At 65.5% G+C, this 16,855-nt stretch carries 21 protein-coding genes; all 21 read left to right on the top strand.

What is annotated here, in order from left to right:
• Positions 1 to 64: 64 nt before the first annotated feature.
• On the top strand, positions 65 to 1,003 hold the full coding sequence (locus tag L0976_RS23125) for a DUF2493 domain-containing protein (RefSeq protein WP_094543259.1): 939 nt from the start codon (positions 65 to 67) through the stop codon (positions 1,001 to 1,003).
• 164 nt (positions 1,004 to 1,167) lie between these two features.
• Entirely contained in the window at positions 1,168 to 1,584 is a 417-nt protein-coding gene (locus L0976_RS23120; protein ID WP_094543256.1) for a hypothetical protein, read from the top strand.
• A gap of 719 nt (positions 1,585 to 2,303) precedes the next feature.
• Positions 2,304 to 2,705 carry a single-stranded DNA-binding protein gene (locus L0976_RS23115; protein WP_094543254.1) on the top strand — a complete coding sequence of 134 codons (402 nt, stop codon included), beginning with the start codon at positions 2,304 to 2,306 and terminating at the stop codon, positions 2,703 to 2,705.
• A gap of 468 nt (positions 2,706 to 3,173) precedes the next feature.
• Positions 3,174 to 3,722 carry a hypothetical protein gene (locus L0976_RS23110; RefSeq protein ID WP_094543454.1) on the top strand — a complete coding sequence of 183 codons (549 nt, stop codon included), beginning with the start codon at positions 3,174 to 3,176 and terminating at the stop codon, positions 3,720 to 3,722.
• A 517-nt stretch (positions 3,723 to 4,239) separates the two neighbouring features.
• Entirely contained in the window at positions 4,240 to 4,485 is a 246-nt protein-coding gene (locus tag L0976_RS23105; RefSeq protein ID WP_094543451.1) for a helix-turn-helix transcriptional regulator, read from the top strand.
• Between the two features lie 97 nt (positions 4,486 to 4,582).
• Complete coding sequence (locus tag L0976_RS23100) at positions 4,583 to 4,864, top strand: DNA -binding domain-containing protein (protein WP_094543449.1); 282 nt, start codon at positions 4,583 to 4,585, stop codon at positions 4,862 to 4,864.
• A 102-nt stretch (positions 4,865 to 4,966) separates the two neighbouring features.
• Positions 4,967 to 5,191 (top strand): transcriptional regulator domain-containing protein, encoded by a 225-nt coding sequence (locus L0976_RS23095; protein ID WP_094543446.1) that lies wholly within the window; start codon positions 4,967 to 4,969, stop codon positions 5,189 to 5,191.
• Between the two features lie 154 nt (positions 5,192 to 5,345).
• Positions 5,346 to 5,741 carry a DUF2285 domain-containing protein gene (locus L0976_RS23090; RefSeq protein ID WP_233290650.1) on the top strand — a complete coding sequence of 132 codons (396 nt, stop codon included), beginning with the start codon at positions 5,346 to 5,348 and terminating at the stop codon, positions 5,739 to 5,741.
• Positions 5,742 to 5,880: 139 nt separating this feature from the next.
• Positions 5,881 to 6,162, top strand: coding sequence for an AlpA family transcriptional regulator (locus L0976_RS23085; protein WP_094543441.1), 282 nt, complete (start codon positions 5,881 to 5,883; stop codon positions 6,160 to 6,162).
• An 18-nt stretch (positions 6,163 to 6,180) separates the two neighbouring features.
• Positions 6,181 to 7,347 (top strand): replication initiator protein A, encoded by a 1,167-nt coding sequence (locus L0976_RS23080; RefSeq protein ID WP_094543438.1) that lies wholly within the window; start codon positions 6,181 to 6,183, stop codon positions 7,345 to 7,347.
• On the top strand, positions 7,344 to 7,997 hold the full coding sequence (parA, locus tag L0976_RS23075; RefSeq protein WP_094543436.1) for a ParA family partition ATPase: 654 nt from the start codon (positions 7,344 to 7,346) through the stop codon (positions 7,995 to 7,997). The genes L0976_RS23080 and parA overlap by 4 nt, the downstream gene beginning before the upstream one ends.
• Positions 7,994 to 8,734 carry a site-specific DNA-methyltransferase gene (locus L0976_RS23070; RefSeq protein ID WP_094543434.1) on the top strand — a complete coding sequence of 247 codons (741 nt, stop codon included), beginning with the start codon at positions 7,994 to 7,996 and terminating at the stop codon, positions 8,732 to 8,734. Before parA ends, L0976_RS23070 begins: the two co-directional genes overlap by 4 nt.
• Entirely contained in the window at positions 8,731 to 8,982 is a 252-nt protein-coding gene (locus tag L0976_RS23065) for a hypothetical protein (protein WP_094543433.1), read from the top strand. Before L0976_RS23070 ends, L0976_RS23065 begins: the two co-directional genes overlap by 4 nt.
• A complete protein-coding gene (locus L0976_RS23060) occupies positions 8,979 to 9,500 on the top strand; it encodes a DUF2840 domain-containing protein (RefSeq protein WP_094543431.1) in 522 nt (173 codons plus the stop codon). The genes L0976_RS23065 and L0976_RS23060 overlap by 4 nt, the downstream gene beginning before the upstream one ends.
• Entirely contained in the window at positions 9,497 to 10,042 is a 546-nt protein-coding gene (locus L0976_RS23055) for a S26 family signal peptidase (protein ID WP_094543429.1), read from the top strand. Before L0976_RS23060 ends, L0976_RS23055 begins: the two co-directional genes overlap by 4 nt.
• A 45-nt stretch (positions 10,043 to 10,087) precedes the next feature.
• Positions 10,088 to 10,423, top strand: a complete 336-nt coding sequence (locus tag L0976_RS23050) for a DUF736 domain-containing protein (protein ID WP_094543428.1) — start codon at positions 10,088 to 10,090, stop codon at positions 10,421 to 10,423.
• Complete coding sequence (locus L0976_RS23045; RefSeq protein ID WP_094543426.1) at positions 10,424 to 11,191, top strand: lytic transglycosylase domain-containing protein; 768 nt, start codon at positions 10,424 to 10,426, stop codon at positions 11,189 to 11,191.
• 243 nt (positions 11,192 to 11,434) lie between these two features.
• Entirely contained in the window at positions 11,435 to 13,174 is a 1,740-nt protein-coding gene (locus L0976_RS23040; RefSeq protein ID WP_094543425.1) for a VirD2 family relaxase/mobilization nuclease, read from the top strand.
• A gap of 24 nt (positions 13,175 to 13,198) precedes the next feature.
• Positions 13,199 to 15,181 carry a conjugal transfer protein TraG gene (locus tag L0976_RS23035; protein WP_203316578.1) on the top strand — a complete coding sequence of 661 codons (1,983 nt, stop codon included), beginning with the start codon at positions 13,199 to 13,201 and terminating at the stop codon, positions 15,179 to 15,181.
• Positions 15,182 to 15,186: 5 nt separating this feature from the next.
• Complete coding sequence (locus L0976_RS23030) at positions 15,187 to 15,615, top strand: CopG family transcriptional regulator (RefSeq protein ID WP_094543422.1); 429 nt, start codon at positions 15,187 to 15,189, stop codon at positions 15,613 to 15,615.
• Between the two features lie 190 nt (positions 15,616 to 15,805).
• A complete protein-coding gene (gene trbB, locus L0976_RS23025; RefSeq protein WP_094543421.1) occupies positions 15,806 to 16,786 on the top strand; it encodes a P-type conjugative transfer ATPase TrbB in 981 nt (326 codons plus the stop codon).
• The last annotated feature ends 69 nt before the right edge of the window (positions 16,787 to 16,855 follow it).

Genomic DNA, 16,855 nt, shown 5'->3' with positions numbered 1-16,855 from the left:
CCTGTGGGCGTCGACGCCTGCGAAGGCCGCGATGGTCGCGGTCTCCAGACGAAGGACGCTCACGATGACGAACGAAGACGAAACCGCAGGCTACGAGCCGATCCACACCTCGTCCCCCACCGATCATGTCCTCAACGAACTCCAGCTCTACGGCTGGCGGCCGTATCAGGACGAACCCGATCCGAGGCCGCTTCCGGAGGGCAACGCCGTCGCCGCAGCCGTCGCCGATATCTTCGACGCCCTGATCGCCACGCTCGGCGACACGCGCCTCGAACCCGATCTCGAAGAACTGCTCTGGGGAGCCGTTAATCTCTTCCACCGCGCCACCGCTCGGGTGGAGCGCGAGCTGGACGACAACGAGCTTGCGCAGCGTCGCCTCCAGAAAGAACAGGACGGCAGCGAGGTGAAGTCGGTCGAGCTCGAACGCCTCACGGCAGAGGGCCAGACCATGATCGAACGGCGCAACAGCATGGAGCTCTTCCGCGATGTCTCCGCCGAGGCCTTCGAGCACCACACCGGCAGCGCCTGGCGGCCCCGCACCGGCTCGAAGGTCAGCCATCGCAACCTGACAGCCGCGATGATCGACTCCAGAGACTACCTTGCCGCGAAGCGCCGGGCTGAGAAGGAGGTGCTGCTGCCCGCCGGTCCGAAGGTCGCCGTCTCGGGCGGAACCAACTTCAACGACCACACCCTGATCTGGGCCAAACTCGATCAGGTCCATGCGAAGCACGCCGACATGGTGCTCATCCATGGTGGCGCGAAGACGGGCGCAGAGCGCATCGCTGCTCGTTGGGCAGAAAACCGCAAGGTGCCGCAGATCGCCTTCACGCCCGACTTCGAGAAGTATCCGGCGAAACAGGCTCCCTACAAGCGCAACGACACTATGCTGGAGGTGCTGCCGGTCGGCGTCCTCGTCTTCGGCGGCGGCGGCATTCAGGGAAACCTCGCGGACAAGGCTCGCAAGCTCGGCATCCCCACCATGCAATTTGATGGCGGCGCGTAAGCGCCGCCTTCGGGGGGCTGTCCGGCCCCCAAATACTTGACTAAAGGAGAAGTTGATGGCTTTGTTTGCACATCCATGCAGCACCGGCGCAGTAGCATAGTCGCAGGCGGAGCGTATTTGCGGGCAGCCTGTCGTAACCCTCAACCGTTCATCTGGAGGTTTCGATGTCGCTGATCTTGCTTGCTATCTCGTTGACGATAACGCTCTGCATCATCGCCTACAATTTTGCTATCTACGCCTTGCCCTTCATGGTCGGCCTCTCGGCCGCGCAATATGCTTGGGGGGCCGGCGCCGGGCTTTTCCTGTCCGGTCTTGCCGCCATGGGCGCCGCCTTGCTATCGATTGCGCTGGTGATCGTGGTTCTAGGCTTTGCCAGGAATCCGGCCCTGCGCCTGATCGCGCTGGCGATCTTCGCGATTCCGGCCACCATTGCGGGATACTCCCTCGTGCTCGGCGTCACAAAGAACGCGATTGACTCGACGATAGTGCTCAATCTGCTCGGCGGCGCGGGCGGCCTGTTCATCGGCATAGCCGCGATTGTCAACGTCAACGCCCTCGGCGTCTCGGTGTTTTCGCGCTGACCCGCCGACCGCGATCGATCACTGCCATAAGAAAACCAGGGCGGCTTGCGCCGCCGGATGTCCGGCTTTCCCGCTCAGGTCAGGCATGGAGCGTCGATGCTGTGGCCCCGTGCCGCCGTTTCCCGTCAGCATCACCCGGTCGCTCGGGATCGCCCGACCATCGGCATGACTCCCGCAGGCCGTGAACGGCTGTTGCGCCGTCGGTCAGTCCCCTTCGCGCCGTGAAAGCAAGCCGCGATCACCTTCATTCCCACCCCTCGCAATTCTGTCGGATCGCACCTTCCGCCATCGAAGCGGATGCGGCGCCATTCCGTGCCATTCGGCCGACAGCCTTGTTCGTCCTCGTCCCGGACAGCTTCCGCGAGCGAAGAAGCGGGTGGCCGGAAATGGAAGATTCCGGATGCCGCCCTGGGCGGCGCAGACTCATAGGGCCTGCCGTTTCGCTGCTGCCGGCAAGGACGATGGTTCGGCTGTGCGTCTCGGTTCGTATGCGTTCAGAGGCACCAATCCCTCCGACTGACGGATCCCCTAAGTCCGTTCGGTTTCCGGCCGCAACCCACGCGGCTCCGGACCGTGTTGCCGCGCAAGCGCGGCTGCCCGCCCCACTCCGGGCCTTATGGGCGAGCTGCCCGCAAGCAGGCAGTTGCAGGCGTCTCCCGCCGTCCTTGGCCGGGTCTCGTCGGAGGGATGGTCCCTCCGAGAGGCAACGGAGACCTACAATGCAGAACATCGTCATTCTCGCCGGCAACATCGGTCAGGACCCCGAAACCCGCTCCACCCAGGGCGGCACCCGGATCACCCACTTCACGCTGGCCACCTCGCGCCCCCGCTACTCGGAAGGCAAGGTTGTCCGGGATGAGAAGGGCTACCGGGTTCAGGACACCGAGTGGCACCGCATCACCGCCTTCAACGGCCTCGGCAAGACGATCCAGGAATATTGCGAGAAGGGTATGAAGGTTCTGGTTCGCGGCCGCATCCACTACACGAAGTGGACCGATCAGGAGGGCAACGATCGCTACGGCAGCGAGATCATCGCCGAGACGGTCGACTTCCTGAGCCGGGCGCAGCAAAGCGAAAACGGAGCCGGCCAGCGCGATCTCGACGACGACATCCCGTTCTGAGCGGGAAGGCCAGGAGCCCGGCGGCGCAAGCCGCCGGGTTTTCCCGCGTTTCCCGAGGGTCGCGATGTTCAGGATGAGCGAGGGCGAGCGGATCGACCGTTCGTCCTTGCTTATGAGAGGGGGGCAGGCCGCCCCTCTCAAACTCTCCCCGGAAGGGGCAGGGCACGCCCCGCCCCCTCCAGCTCCCCCACCCATGAAGGGGGTGAACCACCCCCTCCAAACCACCCCGGCCCATACGGACGCGGCCCCTGATCGGGGCCGCGGGCTATCTCTCTCTGACTGTCCATTTTACGCCAGCCCATCCGGCCTCAAGGACAGCGCGGCCCCTCCAATTTTCTTTCGCCGGCCCGAGGCCGACGCCACAAAATCGGCTCCTCCGCTTGCCGCGCGGCGGCCGCGTACCGCGGTCCCTGACCCCTCTGGGCTACAGCGTGGACACCTTTCGTCAGAAACGAAAGGAGACTTACAATGTCTGATTTCCACTATGTCGAACTTTACGCGAAGTTCGCAGGATTCCGCCTCATGGCGATGGCCAATCGCCTTGGCTGCAACGACGAATTCAGCCGCGGAGCACACGACGGGCTCGTGGAGCGGCTCGACCAGCTCGTCGATCTTGTGCGCGGTGCGCTTGCCGCGGAACGCGAACTCGCACTGGCACCGAGCGGCCCCGAGGCAGATGATCTGGGCGAGCGGATCTGGTGCGCCGGACAGGAGCTCACGCACTACTGGGGCGAACCCGATGGCATCGACCTTTTGCGCAACGACGTCCACGTCGACTGGTCTACCAACGAATGGTACGACAGCCGCACCGGACGGTGGCATTTCGTCGCTGACTTCCCTGCGCCCCGCGAGGAAGTGAGCGACGACCGCCTGTACGGCCTGTGCGCAATCACTCGCCAGATCGCCGCCGAGACGGGCATATACTTCAACACTTTTACCACAGACCTCTCCATCGAGGGCGAAGAGCCGGACGATGAACGCGAGCGCTACGAAGCGATTGACGGTCTCGTCTGGTGACAGCGATCGGGCGGCAGGCGGCCTTGGCGGCCTGCCGCCTTCACACCATCACGGGAGCGGGCGCGGCCGGATCGACCGGCCTTCCCGGCTATTGGAAAGGGGTGAGCCCCTCTCCAGCTCACCCATGAAGGAAGGGCTGGCGCCCCTCCTTCAAACATCCTCCCAAGGGAAGGGAGACCCCTCCCTCGAACCCTCCCATGGGAAGGAGGCGACGGTTCCCTCGCCCTCCTTCCCAAACCCATCCTCCTCTCCCGGACCGAGGCGATGGCTTGGGGCCACGCTCGCTAGAGCCGCCCCGCCCGAGGCCGGAAGCCGTGTGTGCCAGATCTCCAGCCTGTGCGACCGGCCGCGATTTTTCCGGCCATTTGAGGGCAACCGAATCAGCTACCGAGCTGGGTCGAGAAACGCAGCTATATTAGCGGCTTGAGCCCAAAAATGGGGTGGCTTTCTGCCGTAGGACGACTAAAATAGTCGTAGTTCTGGAGTGCATGCGGGTAGAAGTGGGAGGTGATTATGTATGATCACCGCCCGACAATCACGGGCCGCACGCGCGCTGCTGGGTTGGACACAGGAGACGCTCGCTGACAAGGCCCGAGTATCGCTGACCGCGCTCAAACGCCTCGAATCCGAGAACGGATTCGACGTTTTTGAAACCACGCGAGATGGCGTACGGCGCGCGCTCGAATCGGCCGGGATCGTTCTTCTGTCGACAGAAAAGGGAGAGGGGGTCCTGTTGCTGCATCAAGCTGACCAGCCTGGTTAGCGCTTTGCGCCATCAACAGACGGTTTGCTGACATAAAAGCACTGTATTGCTCTTCGGGACGGTTAACGAAAGTCGTGCACGTGACTATGGTACTCTGATGGGACAGGCGATACCGGCGTTCCTGGACGCGCCACCGTCCAGCGACACGCTTACGACTTACGACCGCGAGCACATGAAGCTCTATCTGCGGCTGCTCGACGCCGAGCGGGAGGGCGCCGACTGGCGTGAGGCTATTCACATCCTCTTCGGCCTCGATCCTCATGACGATCCGATGCGCTGTCGACTGATCCACAATTCCCACCTCGCACGCGCGCACTGGATGACCGAACACGGTTATCGCGAACTGGTTCGTGAAAGTCAGCGGAAGTCTGGATCGTGATGCGCTGAAGGCATCACCTGTTGATTTCAACGTGACTTCCAAAATCCAACCCGAACGGGAATTCTACAACCTCCAAGTCGCAATAGTCGCAGGAGGATCATCATGACGCCTGACGCATCTACATGGCGCTCGTCGGCTGAATACGACCATCTGGACACACTGACGCCATCCGATCTGGCCTGGGAATGGCTGCGCCGCAATGATGCTTACGATGCGGACTACGAAGCATCCGCGACTGAACGCGGCGCTCCGACCTCCGTGAACGAGCAGATCCAGCAGCGCTGGGGACTGCGATTTCCCTGTAGACCCTCTGAAGCCGCCTCCTGAAGCTCCGGTTTTCTGGCTCCCGCTCCATGACACGAGCGTTGTTGTACTGATCGAAGCGCCACTCGACTTCCGTGACACTGAAGATTACCCGCCTCTCCTCCCATGGAGCGACACGGCGCCGATCGGCGACGGTCGCGCCTCGTTCCGTCTTCCTTTGCCGAACGATGAGCGCGTCCAGATTATCGACTACGTCCTCGAGGGCCGCACCACATCGGTAGCCGCCATACCGCTCGGCATTGACGGCTTCGATCGGATAGAGGCGGTTTACCGCCTCCTTTCCGCCCTGCACGGGCGCGCCATCCCGCCCGACACGCGTTTGACGCCCCAGCAGCGGATCCGCCAGCGCAGAATGCTCCGCGCCTTTGACGGACATCGCGCTGGCGCGACACAGCAGGAAATAGCCCACGTCATCCTGAACCAGGAACGTCTCGATCGAGATGACTGGCAGGCGTCTTCTGCCCGCCACGTAATCAAGGCGTTGCTACGCGATGCCCGCAATATGATCGCCGGCGGCTATCGAAAGCTCCTCCGTCACCGCCGGCAATCCTGAGCCTCGCCCCGCCGCGGACGGTGGGCGATTTCGACACCCCCCAACTTCGCCCTGCAACTCGCCGCCTTTTCTCCGCCACCGTGGTCGCCGTCCGCCGCTTTCTCGCAGCGGCCGTCCCCAACACCACGGAGGCCCGACCATGCCACACGAACCCGTCTTTCTCCCGCCGCGCTTCCTGCGCACCAAGGAAGCGGCGGAATTCCTCAGCCTCTCCGCACGCACGCTCGAAAAGCACCGCACCTATGGCACCGGTCCGTCGTATCACAAGCTCGGCGGCCGCGTCGTCTATGCGATCGACGAGCTCGAAAGCTGGGCCGCCCGCGGCGCAGTGACGTCCACCTCGGATCCGCGCGGCTCGATCCTGCCAGCAAAGCGCCAGGCGCCCGTCCGGCCGGTCCACGCCGGCCGCTACGCACGCTGATCGCGGCCGGTTCCGTTCATGGCGGTGCGACGTCGATCCCTCTCGGAGCGCGGGCAGCTCGACCTGTTTCGCGCGCTCCCCGGCGACTTCGCGCCAAGAGACGCACAGGATCTCATGGCCTATCCCTTCTTCTCCCTCTCCAAGACCCATCGCACCGCACCGATCGATTTCGTCGCCGGCAAGGTGACGATCAGGGTCGAGGCCGTTCACGACCACGGCATGGCGACCATCTGGGACGCCGATATCCTGATCTGGGCCGCGAGCCAGATCGTCGAAGCGCGCGACGCCGGGCTTCGCACGTCGCGGCTGATGGCCGCCACCCCTTACGAAATTCTCTCCTATGTCGGTCGCGGCACGAGCGCGCGCGATTATCAGCGGCTGAAGGCGGCCCTCGACCGCCTGCAATCGACCACGGTGTCCACCTCGATCCGCCAGCCGGCCGAAGGCCGTCGGCATCGCTTTTCCTGGATCAACGAGTGGCAAGAACGCACCGGGCGCGACGGCCGCCCCGAAGGCGTCGAGCTGATCGTACCGGACTGGTTCTACAAGGCCGTTCTCGACGACGCTCTCGTGCTCACGATCGACCGCGCCTATTTCGACCTGACGGGCGGCCTTGACCGCTGGCTCTATCGCCTCGTGCGCAAGCACGGTGGCCGCCAGCGACACGGCTGGCGCTTCGACTTCCGCCACCTCCACCAGAAATCGGGGAGTCTGTCGCCGTTCAAGCGCTTCACCTTCGAACTGCGCGACATCGTCCGGCGCCAGCCGCTTCCCGGCTACACGCTGTTCCTCGAAACGGAACCCGGCGGGCGCACGCTGCTTGCCTTCGAGCCCGCGCAGGCCTGTGGACAACCTGTGGACGGCCTCGTGCTATCAGGAACCCGAAGTATCGTGCTATCGGGAACCGGGGGCTCGTGCTATCGGGAACCCAAACCAGACCTAAGTCTCAGCGCAGAAACAAGAAATCGCCCTCTTAACTTAGAGTCTAACCAGGAATCTAACTCTGTAGAGCGCGCGCGCGAGGTGGATAACCTCATTCGCGACGCCGCCAGAAACCTCAGCGTCGCCGCCAGGAAGAGCCTGCCGACGCCACCGGGCCCAGCCCGCGACCGTTCCGCTTCGCCGACATCAGACGACGCCCGAGCGCCGCGTCTCCCTCTCGATCCGCCGGGAGGACGCCGATGATCATCGCGCTCCTCAATCAGAAGGGTGGCGTCGGCAAGACCACACTCGCGCTGCATCTCGCCGGCGAGCTGGCACGCCGCGGCAGGCGCGTCACCCTGATCGACGCCGACCCGCAGGGCTCCGCGCTCGACTGGTCGCAGCAACGCTCGCGGGAAGGCCTGCCGCGCCTGTTCGGCGTCGTCGGCCTGGCGCGCGACACGTTGCACCGCGAAGCGCCCGAGCTCGCCCGTGACGTCGATCACATCGTCATAGACGGCCCGCCGCGCGTCGCAGGCCTCATGCGCTCCGCGCTGCTCGCGGCCGACCTCGTGGTGATCCCCGTACAGCCGTCGCCACTCGACGGCTGGGCCTCGGCCGAGATGCTGTCGCTCCTTGGCGAAGCACGCATCTATCGCCCCGAGCTCGTCGCCCGTTTTGCGCTCAATCGCTGCGGCGCGCGCACCGTCATCGCCCGAGAGACGGCGGAAACACTCGCCAATCACGATCCGCCGGTGCTCGCCAGCACCATCGGCCAGCGCGTCGTCTTCGCTGATGCCGCACAGACCGGGCGGCTTGCGTCGGACATCGACGCGCGATCGCCCGCCGCCCGTGAAGTTGCGGCGCTCGTGACCGAGATCGAGCGGCTGCGCATCGGGAGGGCGACGTCATGATCATCCTTACCAGTGATTGCCGCGAACTCATGCCGTCGCATGGGCCATTCGACATGATCCTCGCCGATCCGCCGTACGGCGAGACGTCGCTCGCCTGGGATCGGCGCGTCGAGGGCTGGATTGCGCTCGCGCGCGCCGCCCTCAAGCCGACCGGCTCGATCTGGGCCTTCGGCTCGCTGCGCAGCTTCGTGGCGACCGCTCAACGGTTCGCTGACGTCGGTCTTCGCCTCGCGCAGGAAATCGTTTGGGAGAAGCAGAACGGCACCGGCTTTCACGCAAATCGCTTCAAGCGGGTGCACGAACTGGCCGTCCAGTGCTATCCCGGCGAAGCGGCCTGGCGCGACATCTACAACGATGTCCAGACTACGCCGGACGCTGCGGCGCGAACGGTGCACCGCAAGCAAAGTCCTCCCCATACCGGCCACATCGACGCCGGTCACTACGTCAGTCATGAAGGCGGACCCCGCCTTATGCGCTCGGTCATCTACGTGCGCAACTGCCATGGGCGTGCCATCCATCCGACCGAAAAACCGTCGGCCCTCCTCGAAATCCTGTTCCGAACGAGTTGCCCCGAAGGTGGCCTGGTGGGCGATTTATTCGCGGAATCGGGCGCGGCCGGGGAAGCCTGCCGGCTGTCCGGCCGGCGCTATCTCGGCTGCGAGATCGACCCGGACATGGCTGCGAAAGCCCGCGCGCGTCTCTCCGAGCTGCCGTCCGACGGCGGAGGCGCGTCATGACGGCGCGCACCGAAAAACGCGGTTTTGCAACGCGGCCGGCCGATCCAGACGGCTGGATCAAGGCCGGCGACACCGCGCCCGCTCGTGGCGCCGCCGCCGTCTATTCTGCCCGACTGACCATCGACGTCACCCCCGCCATGCGCGGCCGCATCAAGGTCGCCGCCTTCAGCCGCGGAATGACCGTCGCAGACATGGTGCGCGATCTGCTCGCGCGCGAATTCCCCCCGACCGAAGGAGACCCTCCATGACCGGCATCGCGGCTACCCGCATGCGCGGCGGCCCGCTGCCGTCCGCCAACCCAACGGATGATCTGACCCGCGTGGAACTCACGTGGGTCGAGAAGAAGATCGAATACTGGATCAGGTTCGGCCGCGAGGCTCACGAGCAGATCCTCGATCGCCGCCGCCGTGTCGTCTGCTTTCGGCCGAACACCGTTTTCGCCTTCGTTCGCTGGGCCGCGAACGACTACGGCACGGTCATCTCGCGCATCGATATCGTGCGTTCGGTCGCTCCGGGCGCACCCTACCAGACACTGCCTTTCGTGCGGCCCGGCGGCGAAATTCTGCTCAAGGTCGAAGGCTGGCCGAAGGTCGAGAACGTGCTGCGTCACGTCGATGGCATCGACGCGCTCGGCATCGATCCGGCCGATGTCGACCCCGACCACTGGCGGCACGTCGCCCACTGGATGAACGCCGGCGAAGCGCCGCGTCCCTACACGTTCGATCGCCATCAGGCATGGCTCCGGCGCCGGGAGATCGTGCGATGACGCGGCTCGATTACCTTGCGCTGACCGCCTTCGGCGTTCTTGGCATCGCCCTCGCCAGCGCCACGCCCTTGCCGATGAAGCTCGTCTGGAACGCGACCGCGAGCGAGCCCGTCGGCTTCTACACCATCGATCCCGTTGGTCGTCTCGAGGTGCCCGACCTTGTCGTCGTGATGCCGCCCGAGCCCGTCGCCTTGTTCATCGTGGAGCGCGGCTACGTCGCTCGTGACGTGCCGCTCCTGAAGCGGGTGCTTGGCCTGCCGGGACAACGCGTCTGCCGCTCCGGGCGTGCAATCAGCGTCGACGACGTTCCGCTTGGCGATGCGCTCGACCGCGACAGCCAGGGCCGCGACCTGCCGGTCTGGCAGGGCTGCCGCCGCATCGGCGACGGAGAGCTGTTCCTGATGAACCACGAGGTCGCAGACAGCCTTGACGGCCGCTACTTCGGCCCGCTTCCCGCCACCGCGGTGATCGGTCGGGCGACACCGCTTCTCACCGACGACGACGGCGAGGGCCGCTTCGTCTGGCGCGCGCCGACGCGGTGACGGCGCGACCAATGCAATCCCGCCGCACAACAGGAGACCACGATCATGGCCAACATCGGACTTTTCACACGTACGGAATCAGGCTTCGAAGGGCGGTTCAGGGCGCTTGGCATCGACGAGGAAATCACCTTCGTCGCCGCCGAGCCTTCGGAGGCCAAGAACGCTCCAGCCTATCGCGTCCTGCTCGGCGACGAGGACGGGCTACCGATCGGCGCCGCCTGGGCGGCCGTCGGAGATCGCGCCGGCGAATTCTTCTCCGTCGAGATCTACAGCCCGTTGTTCGGCGGCACTCTGCGCGCCAACCTCTTCCGCGCCGGTGACGACGGCTCCGCCTGGGGCCTGCACACCAACCTCACTTCCAAGAAGCGGAAGGAGGACTGAATGGCGGCGGTCCAGCACCGCGCCAGCGCCGGCGGCTCGACCGCCGTCCGGCGCTCAGCGCTCCTCCTTCTTCTTTCCGGCCTGACCTTCGCCGCGGCCGAAACGCCCGCTGTTCTGGCGCAGGTTCCGTCCACCGTCGGAGCCGCGTCGGCGCATCCGCACGCCGCGAACATCACCGAGGCGTCGCGACGCTTCGGCGTCCCGGCAGCCTGGATCGTCGCCGTGATGGCTGCCGAAAGCGCGGGCGATGTGCGCGCCGTATCGTCGGCGGGCGCGATGGGCTTGATGCAGCTCATGCCCGACACATGGGCCGAGCTTCGCACTCGCCACGGCCTTGGCCGCGATCCCTATGATCCTCGCGACAACATCCTTGCCGGTACAGCGTACCTGCGCGAAATGTGGGACCGCTACGGCGACGTCGCAGCCATGCTCGCCGCCTACAATGCCGGCCCGGCGCGCTACGACGAGCATCGCTCGAAAGGTCGCCCTTTGCCTGCCGAGACGCGGGCCTACGTCGCTTCGCTTGCGCCCGCGCTGCGAGGCGAGCGGCCCTTGAACGGCGGCTCCATGATCCCGCGACCGCCCAATTGGCGCGAGGCGGGGATCTTCGTCGTGCGCGAGGGTGGCACTTCTGCCGCCAGTCCAGCGCAGGGAGACCGCGCGTCAGACGACGCGCTCCCATCCCTCACGGCGACCCAGGATTCGATCACCGCCTTGCAACGCCAAGAGCTGTTTGTCGCGGGCAATGCAGCGGGAGGCCGGCCATGAGCGGCCCGCCATCAAGGTGCATCCCCTCGGGCTCTGGCGTGCCATGGAGAACGCCGGGGGTGGGGGCAGGCGCAGCGACCGGACGATGGCAGGATAAAAGGGCGCACGGTGCGCGTCCGTCGGTCGGTTGTTTTTGTTCATGTTTTTGGCGCGTTCCGCACCGTGCAGCGTATTCGCGCACCGTGCGCCGCACGCCCATCTTACTGTTTTTGCGTGGTGTTTCGCACCGCGCGGAGATGCGTCATGTCCGATGAACGCGAATTCCGCGTCCGTCCCGGGCGCATCCGATCCACCCGCGCGCAGCAGGCTCGTCCCTTTGTCGCGCAGGCGCTCGCCGCTGCGAAGAAGGCAGGCGGCGGCGTCTCACGGTCCGGCCGCGTCACCTCGGGCAATCGATCCCGCTTCGGCCGTGGCCAGCGCGCCAGCATCCAGGCCAATCGCCTGATCACGTCGCGGACCCGCGGCGCCGTCGTCAAGGCGCGCGTGGTCCGCCACAGCCCACGGTCCGCGCCGCTGGGGACGCATCTCGATTATCTGCGTCGCGACGGTGTGACCCGTGACGGCGAGAAGGCCCGATTGTTCGGGCCCGGAACCGAGGACGCCGATGGGCGAGCCTTCGCCGAGCGCTGCGGAGACGACCGGCATCATTTCCGGTTCATCGTATCGCCTGACGATGCTCCCGACATGTCCGACCTTCGATCGTTCATCCGCGATCTCGTCGGCCAGATGGAAAAAGATCTCGGCACGCGGCTCGACTGGGTGGCCGTCGATCACTGGAATACGCAGCATCCGCATATCCATCTTATCGTGCGGGGCGTGCGGGACGACGGCCAGGACCTCGTGATCTCCCGCGACTACATCAAAGAGGGGATGCGTGACCGCGCGCGCGATCTCATCAGCCATGAGCTGGGGCCACGCACCGACCTTGATATCCGCCGCAGCCTCGAAAGCCAGATCACGGCAGAGCGGTGGACCCAGCTCGATCGGCAACTCGTCCGCGACGCCGGCAAGTCCGGCATCATCGATCTCGCCCCGCTCGCAGATCGCCAGCCTGACGAGTTTCATGCGCTGAAGGTCGGCCGCCTGCGCACGCTCGAAACCCTCGGCGTCGCCGGGCAGGTAGGCCACTCCCAATGGTTCATCAAGCCGGAAGCGGAAACCGTCCTGCGCGAACTCGGCGAACGCGGCGACATCATCAAACGTATGCACCGCGCGCTGACCGAGCGCGGCATCGAACGCGGATCTGCGAGCTACGTGCTGGCCGGCGAAAGCCTCGACGTGCCCGTCGTCGGCCGACTGGTCGAGCGTGGCCTTGACGACGAGCTGAAAGGGTCCGCCTACGCCGTCGTCGACGGTGTGGACGGCCGTACGCATCACATCCGGCTGCCGCACCTCGACGCAGCCGGCGACAGCCCGCCCGGCTCGATCGTCGAGCTGCGCGCCTATGAGGATGCGCAGGGTCAGCGTCGGGTGGCGCTCGCCGTTAGGTCCGATCTCGATCTCGGCGCCCAGGTGAACGCGACCGGCGCCACCTGGCTCGACCGGCAGGCCATCGCCCGTGAGCCGGTCGCGCTTTCCGAAGGTGGCTTTGGCTCGGAAGTCCGCCAGGCCATGGAAGAACGCGCCGAGCATCTGATCGGTGAGGGGCTCGCCGATCGTCAGGGCGGACGCATCGTCTTCGCACGCCGCCTGCTCAACACGCTGCGCGACCGTGAGGTCAATGCGCTCGGAGAAAAGCTCGCCGCCGAGACCGGGCTGCCGTTCGCTCAGGCCGGGACAGGCGAATATGTCGCCGGCTCCTATCGCCAGCGCTTTGCACTCGCCTCCGGCCGCTTCGCCATGATCGACGACGGCCTCGGCTTCCAGCTCGTGCCCTGGTCTCCCTCGCTCGAAAAGCAGATCGGCCGCCACGTCTCCGGCGTCTCGCGCGACGACGGCGGCGTCGACTGGGATTTCGGTCGGAAGCGCGGGCTCGGCCTCTAACCTCAGTCAGAAAGGATTATCGCCATGTCCGCCACCAAAATCCTTTGGGGACAGATCCTGATCGTGTTTGCGATCGTCCTCACCACCGTCTGGGGCGCGACGCAGTATGTCGCGTGGAGCCTCGGCTATCAGGCGCAGCTCGGCGAGCCGTGGTTCACGCTGTTCGGCGTGCCGGTCTACTTTCCGGCCGCCATCATGTGGTGGTGGTATTTCTACGACGCCTACGCCCCAGGCATCTTCGCCGTGGGCGGCGTGATCGCCGCGTCGGGTGGCTTCATTGCGATCGCCGTCGCAATCGGCATGTCGGTCTGGCGTGCGCGCGAGGCGAAGAATGTCGCCACCTACGGCTCGGCGCGCTGGGCGCAGGATCAGGAGATCCGCGACGCCGGCCTGCTCGGTCCGGACGGAGTCGTTCTCGGTCGATACGAGCGCGACTATCTGCGGCACGATGGCGCCGAGCATGTGCTGTGCTTTGCGCCGACCCGTTCGGGCAAGGGCGTCGGCCTCGTCGTGCCCTCGCTTCTCACCTGGCCCGGCTCGGCCATCGTTCACGACATCAAGGGGGAGAACTGGACGCTCACGGCCGGGTTCCGATCCCGGCACGGCAGGGTGCTGCTCTTCGATCCGACCAATCCGGAATCATCGGCATATAACCCGCTGCTCGAGGTCAGGCGCGGTGAATGGGAGGTTCGCGATGTCCAGAACATCGCCGACATCCTGGTCGATCCCGAGGGTAGCCTGGACAAACGGAACCACTGGGAAAAAACCAGCCATTCGCTTCTGGTCGGCGCGATCCTTCACGTCCTATATGCCGAGCCGGAAAAGACCCTCGCGGGCGTCGCCAACTTCCTTTCCGACCCAAAGCGGCCTGTCGAGTCGACGCTGAGGTCGATGATGAAGACTGCGCATCTCGGCGAAGCCGGTCCGCACCCCGTCGTCGCCAGCGCGGCGCGCGAGCTACTGAACAAATCCGACAACGAGCGTTCGGGCGTGCTCTCGACGGCGATGTCCTTCCTCGGCCTCTATCGTGACCCGGTGGTCGCTGCGGTGACGCGCCGCTGCGACTGGCGGATCAGCGACATCGTGGGCGGCGAGCATCCCACGACGCTCTACCTCGTCGTGCCGCCCTCCGACATCAATCGCACCAAGCCGTTGATCCGGTTGTTGCTCAACCAGATCGGGCGGCGCCTAACCGAGGACCTGCAGGCCAAGGTCGGGCGGCATCGTCTCTTGCTGATGCTCGACGAGTTTCCAGCCCTCGGCAGGCTCGACTTCTTCGAAAGCGCGCTGGCCTTCATGGCGGGCTACGGACTCAAAGCGTTCCTGATCGCGCAGAGCCTCAACCAGATCGAAAAGGCCTATGGCCCGAACAACTCGATCCTCGACAATTGCCATGTCCGGGTCAGCTTCGCCACGAACGACGAACGCACCGCCAAGCGCGTCTCGGACGCGCTGGGCACAGCCACCGAAATGAAGGCCATGAAGAACTACGCCGGCCACCGCCTGTCGCCGTGGTTAGGCCATCTGATGGTGTCGCGCTCGGAGACCGCCCGTCAGTTGCTGACGCCAGGCGAGATCATGCAGCTTCCGCCGACCGACGAGATCGTCATGGTCGCCGGCATCCCGCCGATCCGGGCGAAGAAGGCGCGCTATTACGAGGATGCCCGCTTCAAGGAGCGGGTGCTGGCGCCGCCGGAGCCGAAACGACCTGACAGCACCGGCCCGGACGACTGGAGCAGCCTGCCGATACCACCGCGCCCGGAAGAGATCGCGACGACCGCGGCCTCCTCGGACGATGAGGACACCACCAGTTCCGAACGTCGGCTGCAACCCGAGCTGAGCCGCGTAAAGCCGGTTGAGAAAAAGGCGCCCATCGAAAACGAATTCGAGATCGACCTCCCGGATGACGCCGAAGAGGAGGCCGTGGGGAACCGTCGCATGATCCGGCAGATGCAGGGCATCGCACGGCAGGTCTCTCTTGATCCCAACGACGGCATGGAGCTGTAGCCACCATGACCGTTCGCCGAAAAAAGAGAAAGACAACGATCTATCTCGACCCCGAGGTCGAAAAGACGCTGGCAGATTTCGCCGCACGCCGCGAGCAATCACAGTCCATGATCGCCGAGGCAGCCATCGCGTCCTTCCTCTCGCCGGACGACGCCGAACGGCGCGAAGCCATCTTTTCAAAACGCCTCGACCAGCTCGATCGTCGAATGACACGCCTCGAACGCGATGTCGGCATCGCGGTGGAGACCCTGGCGGTGTTCATCCGCTTCTGGATCACCACGACGCCCGCCCTCCCGGAGCCGGCGGCGCAGGCGGCGCGAGCGAAATCCAGCGAGCGTTACGAAGCGTTCATTACGGCGCTGGGTCGACGCTTGGCGCAGGGGCCGAAGCTGCGGCAGGAGATTTCGGAGGATAAGCCCGAATCGGACACCTGACCTCCTCGCGCGCGGCATCTGGGGGCGGGATCGACAAGTTCAAGAATAGGGCCGCGCCGCCGTTCTCCTGTATTTGCACGCCACACTACTACTACGACCGAAACTTGTTGAATCAGCCTAATTCCGGGCCCTTTTAATCATCCCCGATCCGGGGGTCATCTGTCGCGTCCCCACGAGAAATGGGGACGATATGGCATCCACTCACCAGAGACAGGAAGCGATCCAGCGCGGCGCTCGCATGCTGCGCACCGCGCTCGGACCCGCCATCGCCCGGTTTCTGGAGGAACCGGCCGTGGTCGAGGTCATGCTGAACCCCGATGGCCGCATCTGGGTGGATCGGCTTTCCGAAGGGCTGGCCGATACCGGCGAGACAATGACGCCCGCTGATGGCGAACGCATCGTGCGCCTGGTCGCGCACCATGTCGGCGCCGAAGTGCATGCGCGCTCCCCGCGTGTATCGGCCGAACTGCCCGAAACCGGCGAACGGTTTGAAGGCTTGCTCCCTCCCGTCGTCGCGTCTCCAGCTTTCGCCATCCGTAAGCCCGCCGTCGCCGTGTTCACGCTCGACGACTACGTGGCGGCGGGCATCATGACCGCCGATCAGGCCATCGCGCTGCGAATGGCTGTCGCATCCCGCGCCAACATTCTCGTCGCGGGCGGCACATCGACGGGCAAGACCACACTCACGAACGCACTGCTCGCCGAAGTGGCGAAGGGCGCCGATCGCGTCGTTATCATCGAGGACACGCGCGAGCTGCAATGCGCCGCGCCGAACCTCGTCTCGATGCGGACGAAGGACGGCGTGGCGACGCTCTCGGATCTCGTCCGCTCCTCGCTGCGCCTGCGACCCGATCGTATTCCGATCGGCGAGGTACGGGGCTCCGAAGCCCTCGACCTTCTCAAGGCGTGGGGCACCGGCCACCCCGGCGGCATCGGCACGATCCATGCCGGTTCCGGCATCGGCGCGCTGCGCCGCCTCGAGCAACTCATCCAGGAGGCCGTCGTCACCGTCCCGCGCGCGCTGATCGCCGAGACGATCGATCTCGTCGCCGTCCTCTCCGGTCGTGGTTCCGCCCGCCGGCTGGCCGAGCTCGCCCGCGTCGAAGGGCTCGGCCCGGACGGCGATTACCGCATCACCCCCGCAACCACCCCGAACGGAGAAGCTGAATGAATTCGCCCGCCATTCCGGATGTCACCAACCCGCCCGTCCTGTCCACGATCCCCGCCCATCGGGAGCCGC

Source organism: Shinella sp. NM-101 (assembly GCF_021401195.1).
Classification (GTDB): domain Bacteria; phylum Pseudomonadota; class Alphaproteobacteria; order Rhizobiales; family Rhizobiaceae; genus Shinella.
Note: the sequence above shows the minus strand (reverse complement) of the source record. Positions and strands in the feature narration are given on the sequence as shown.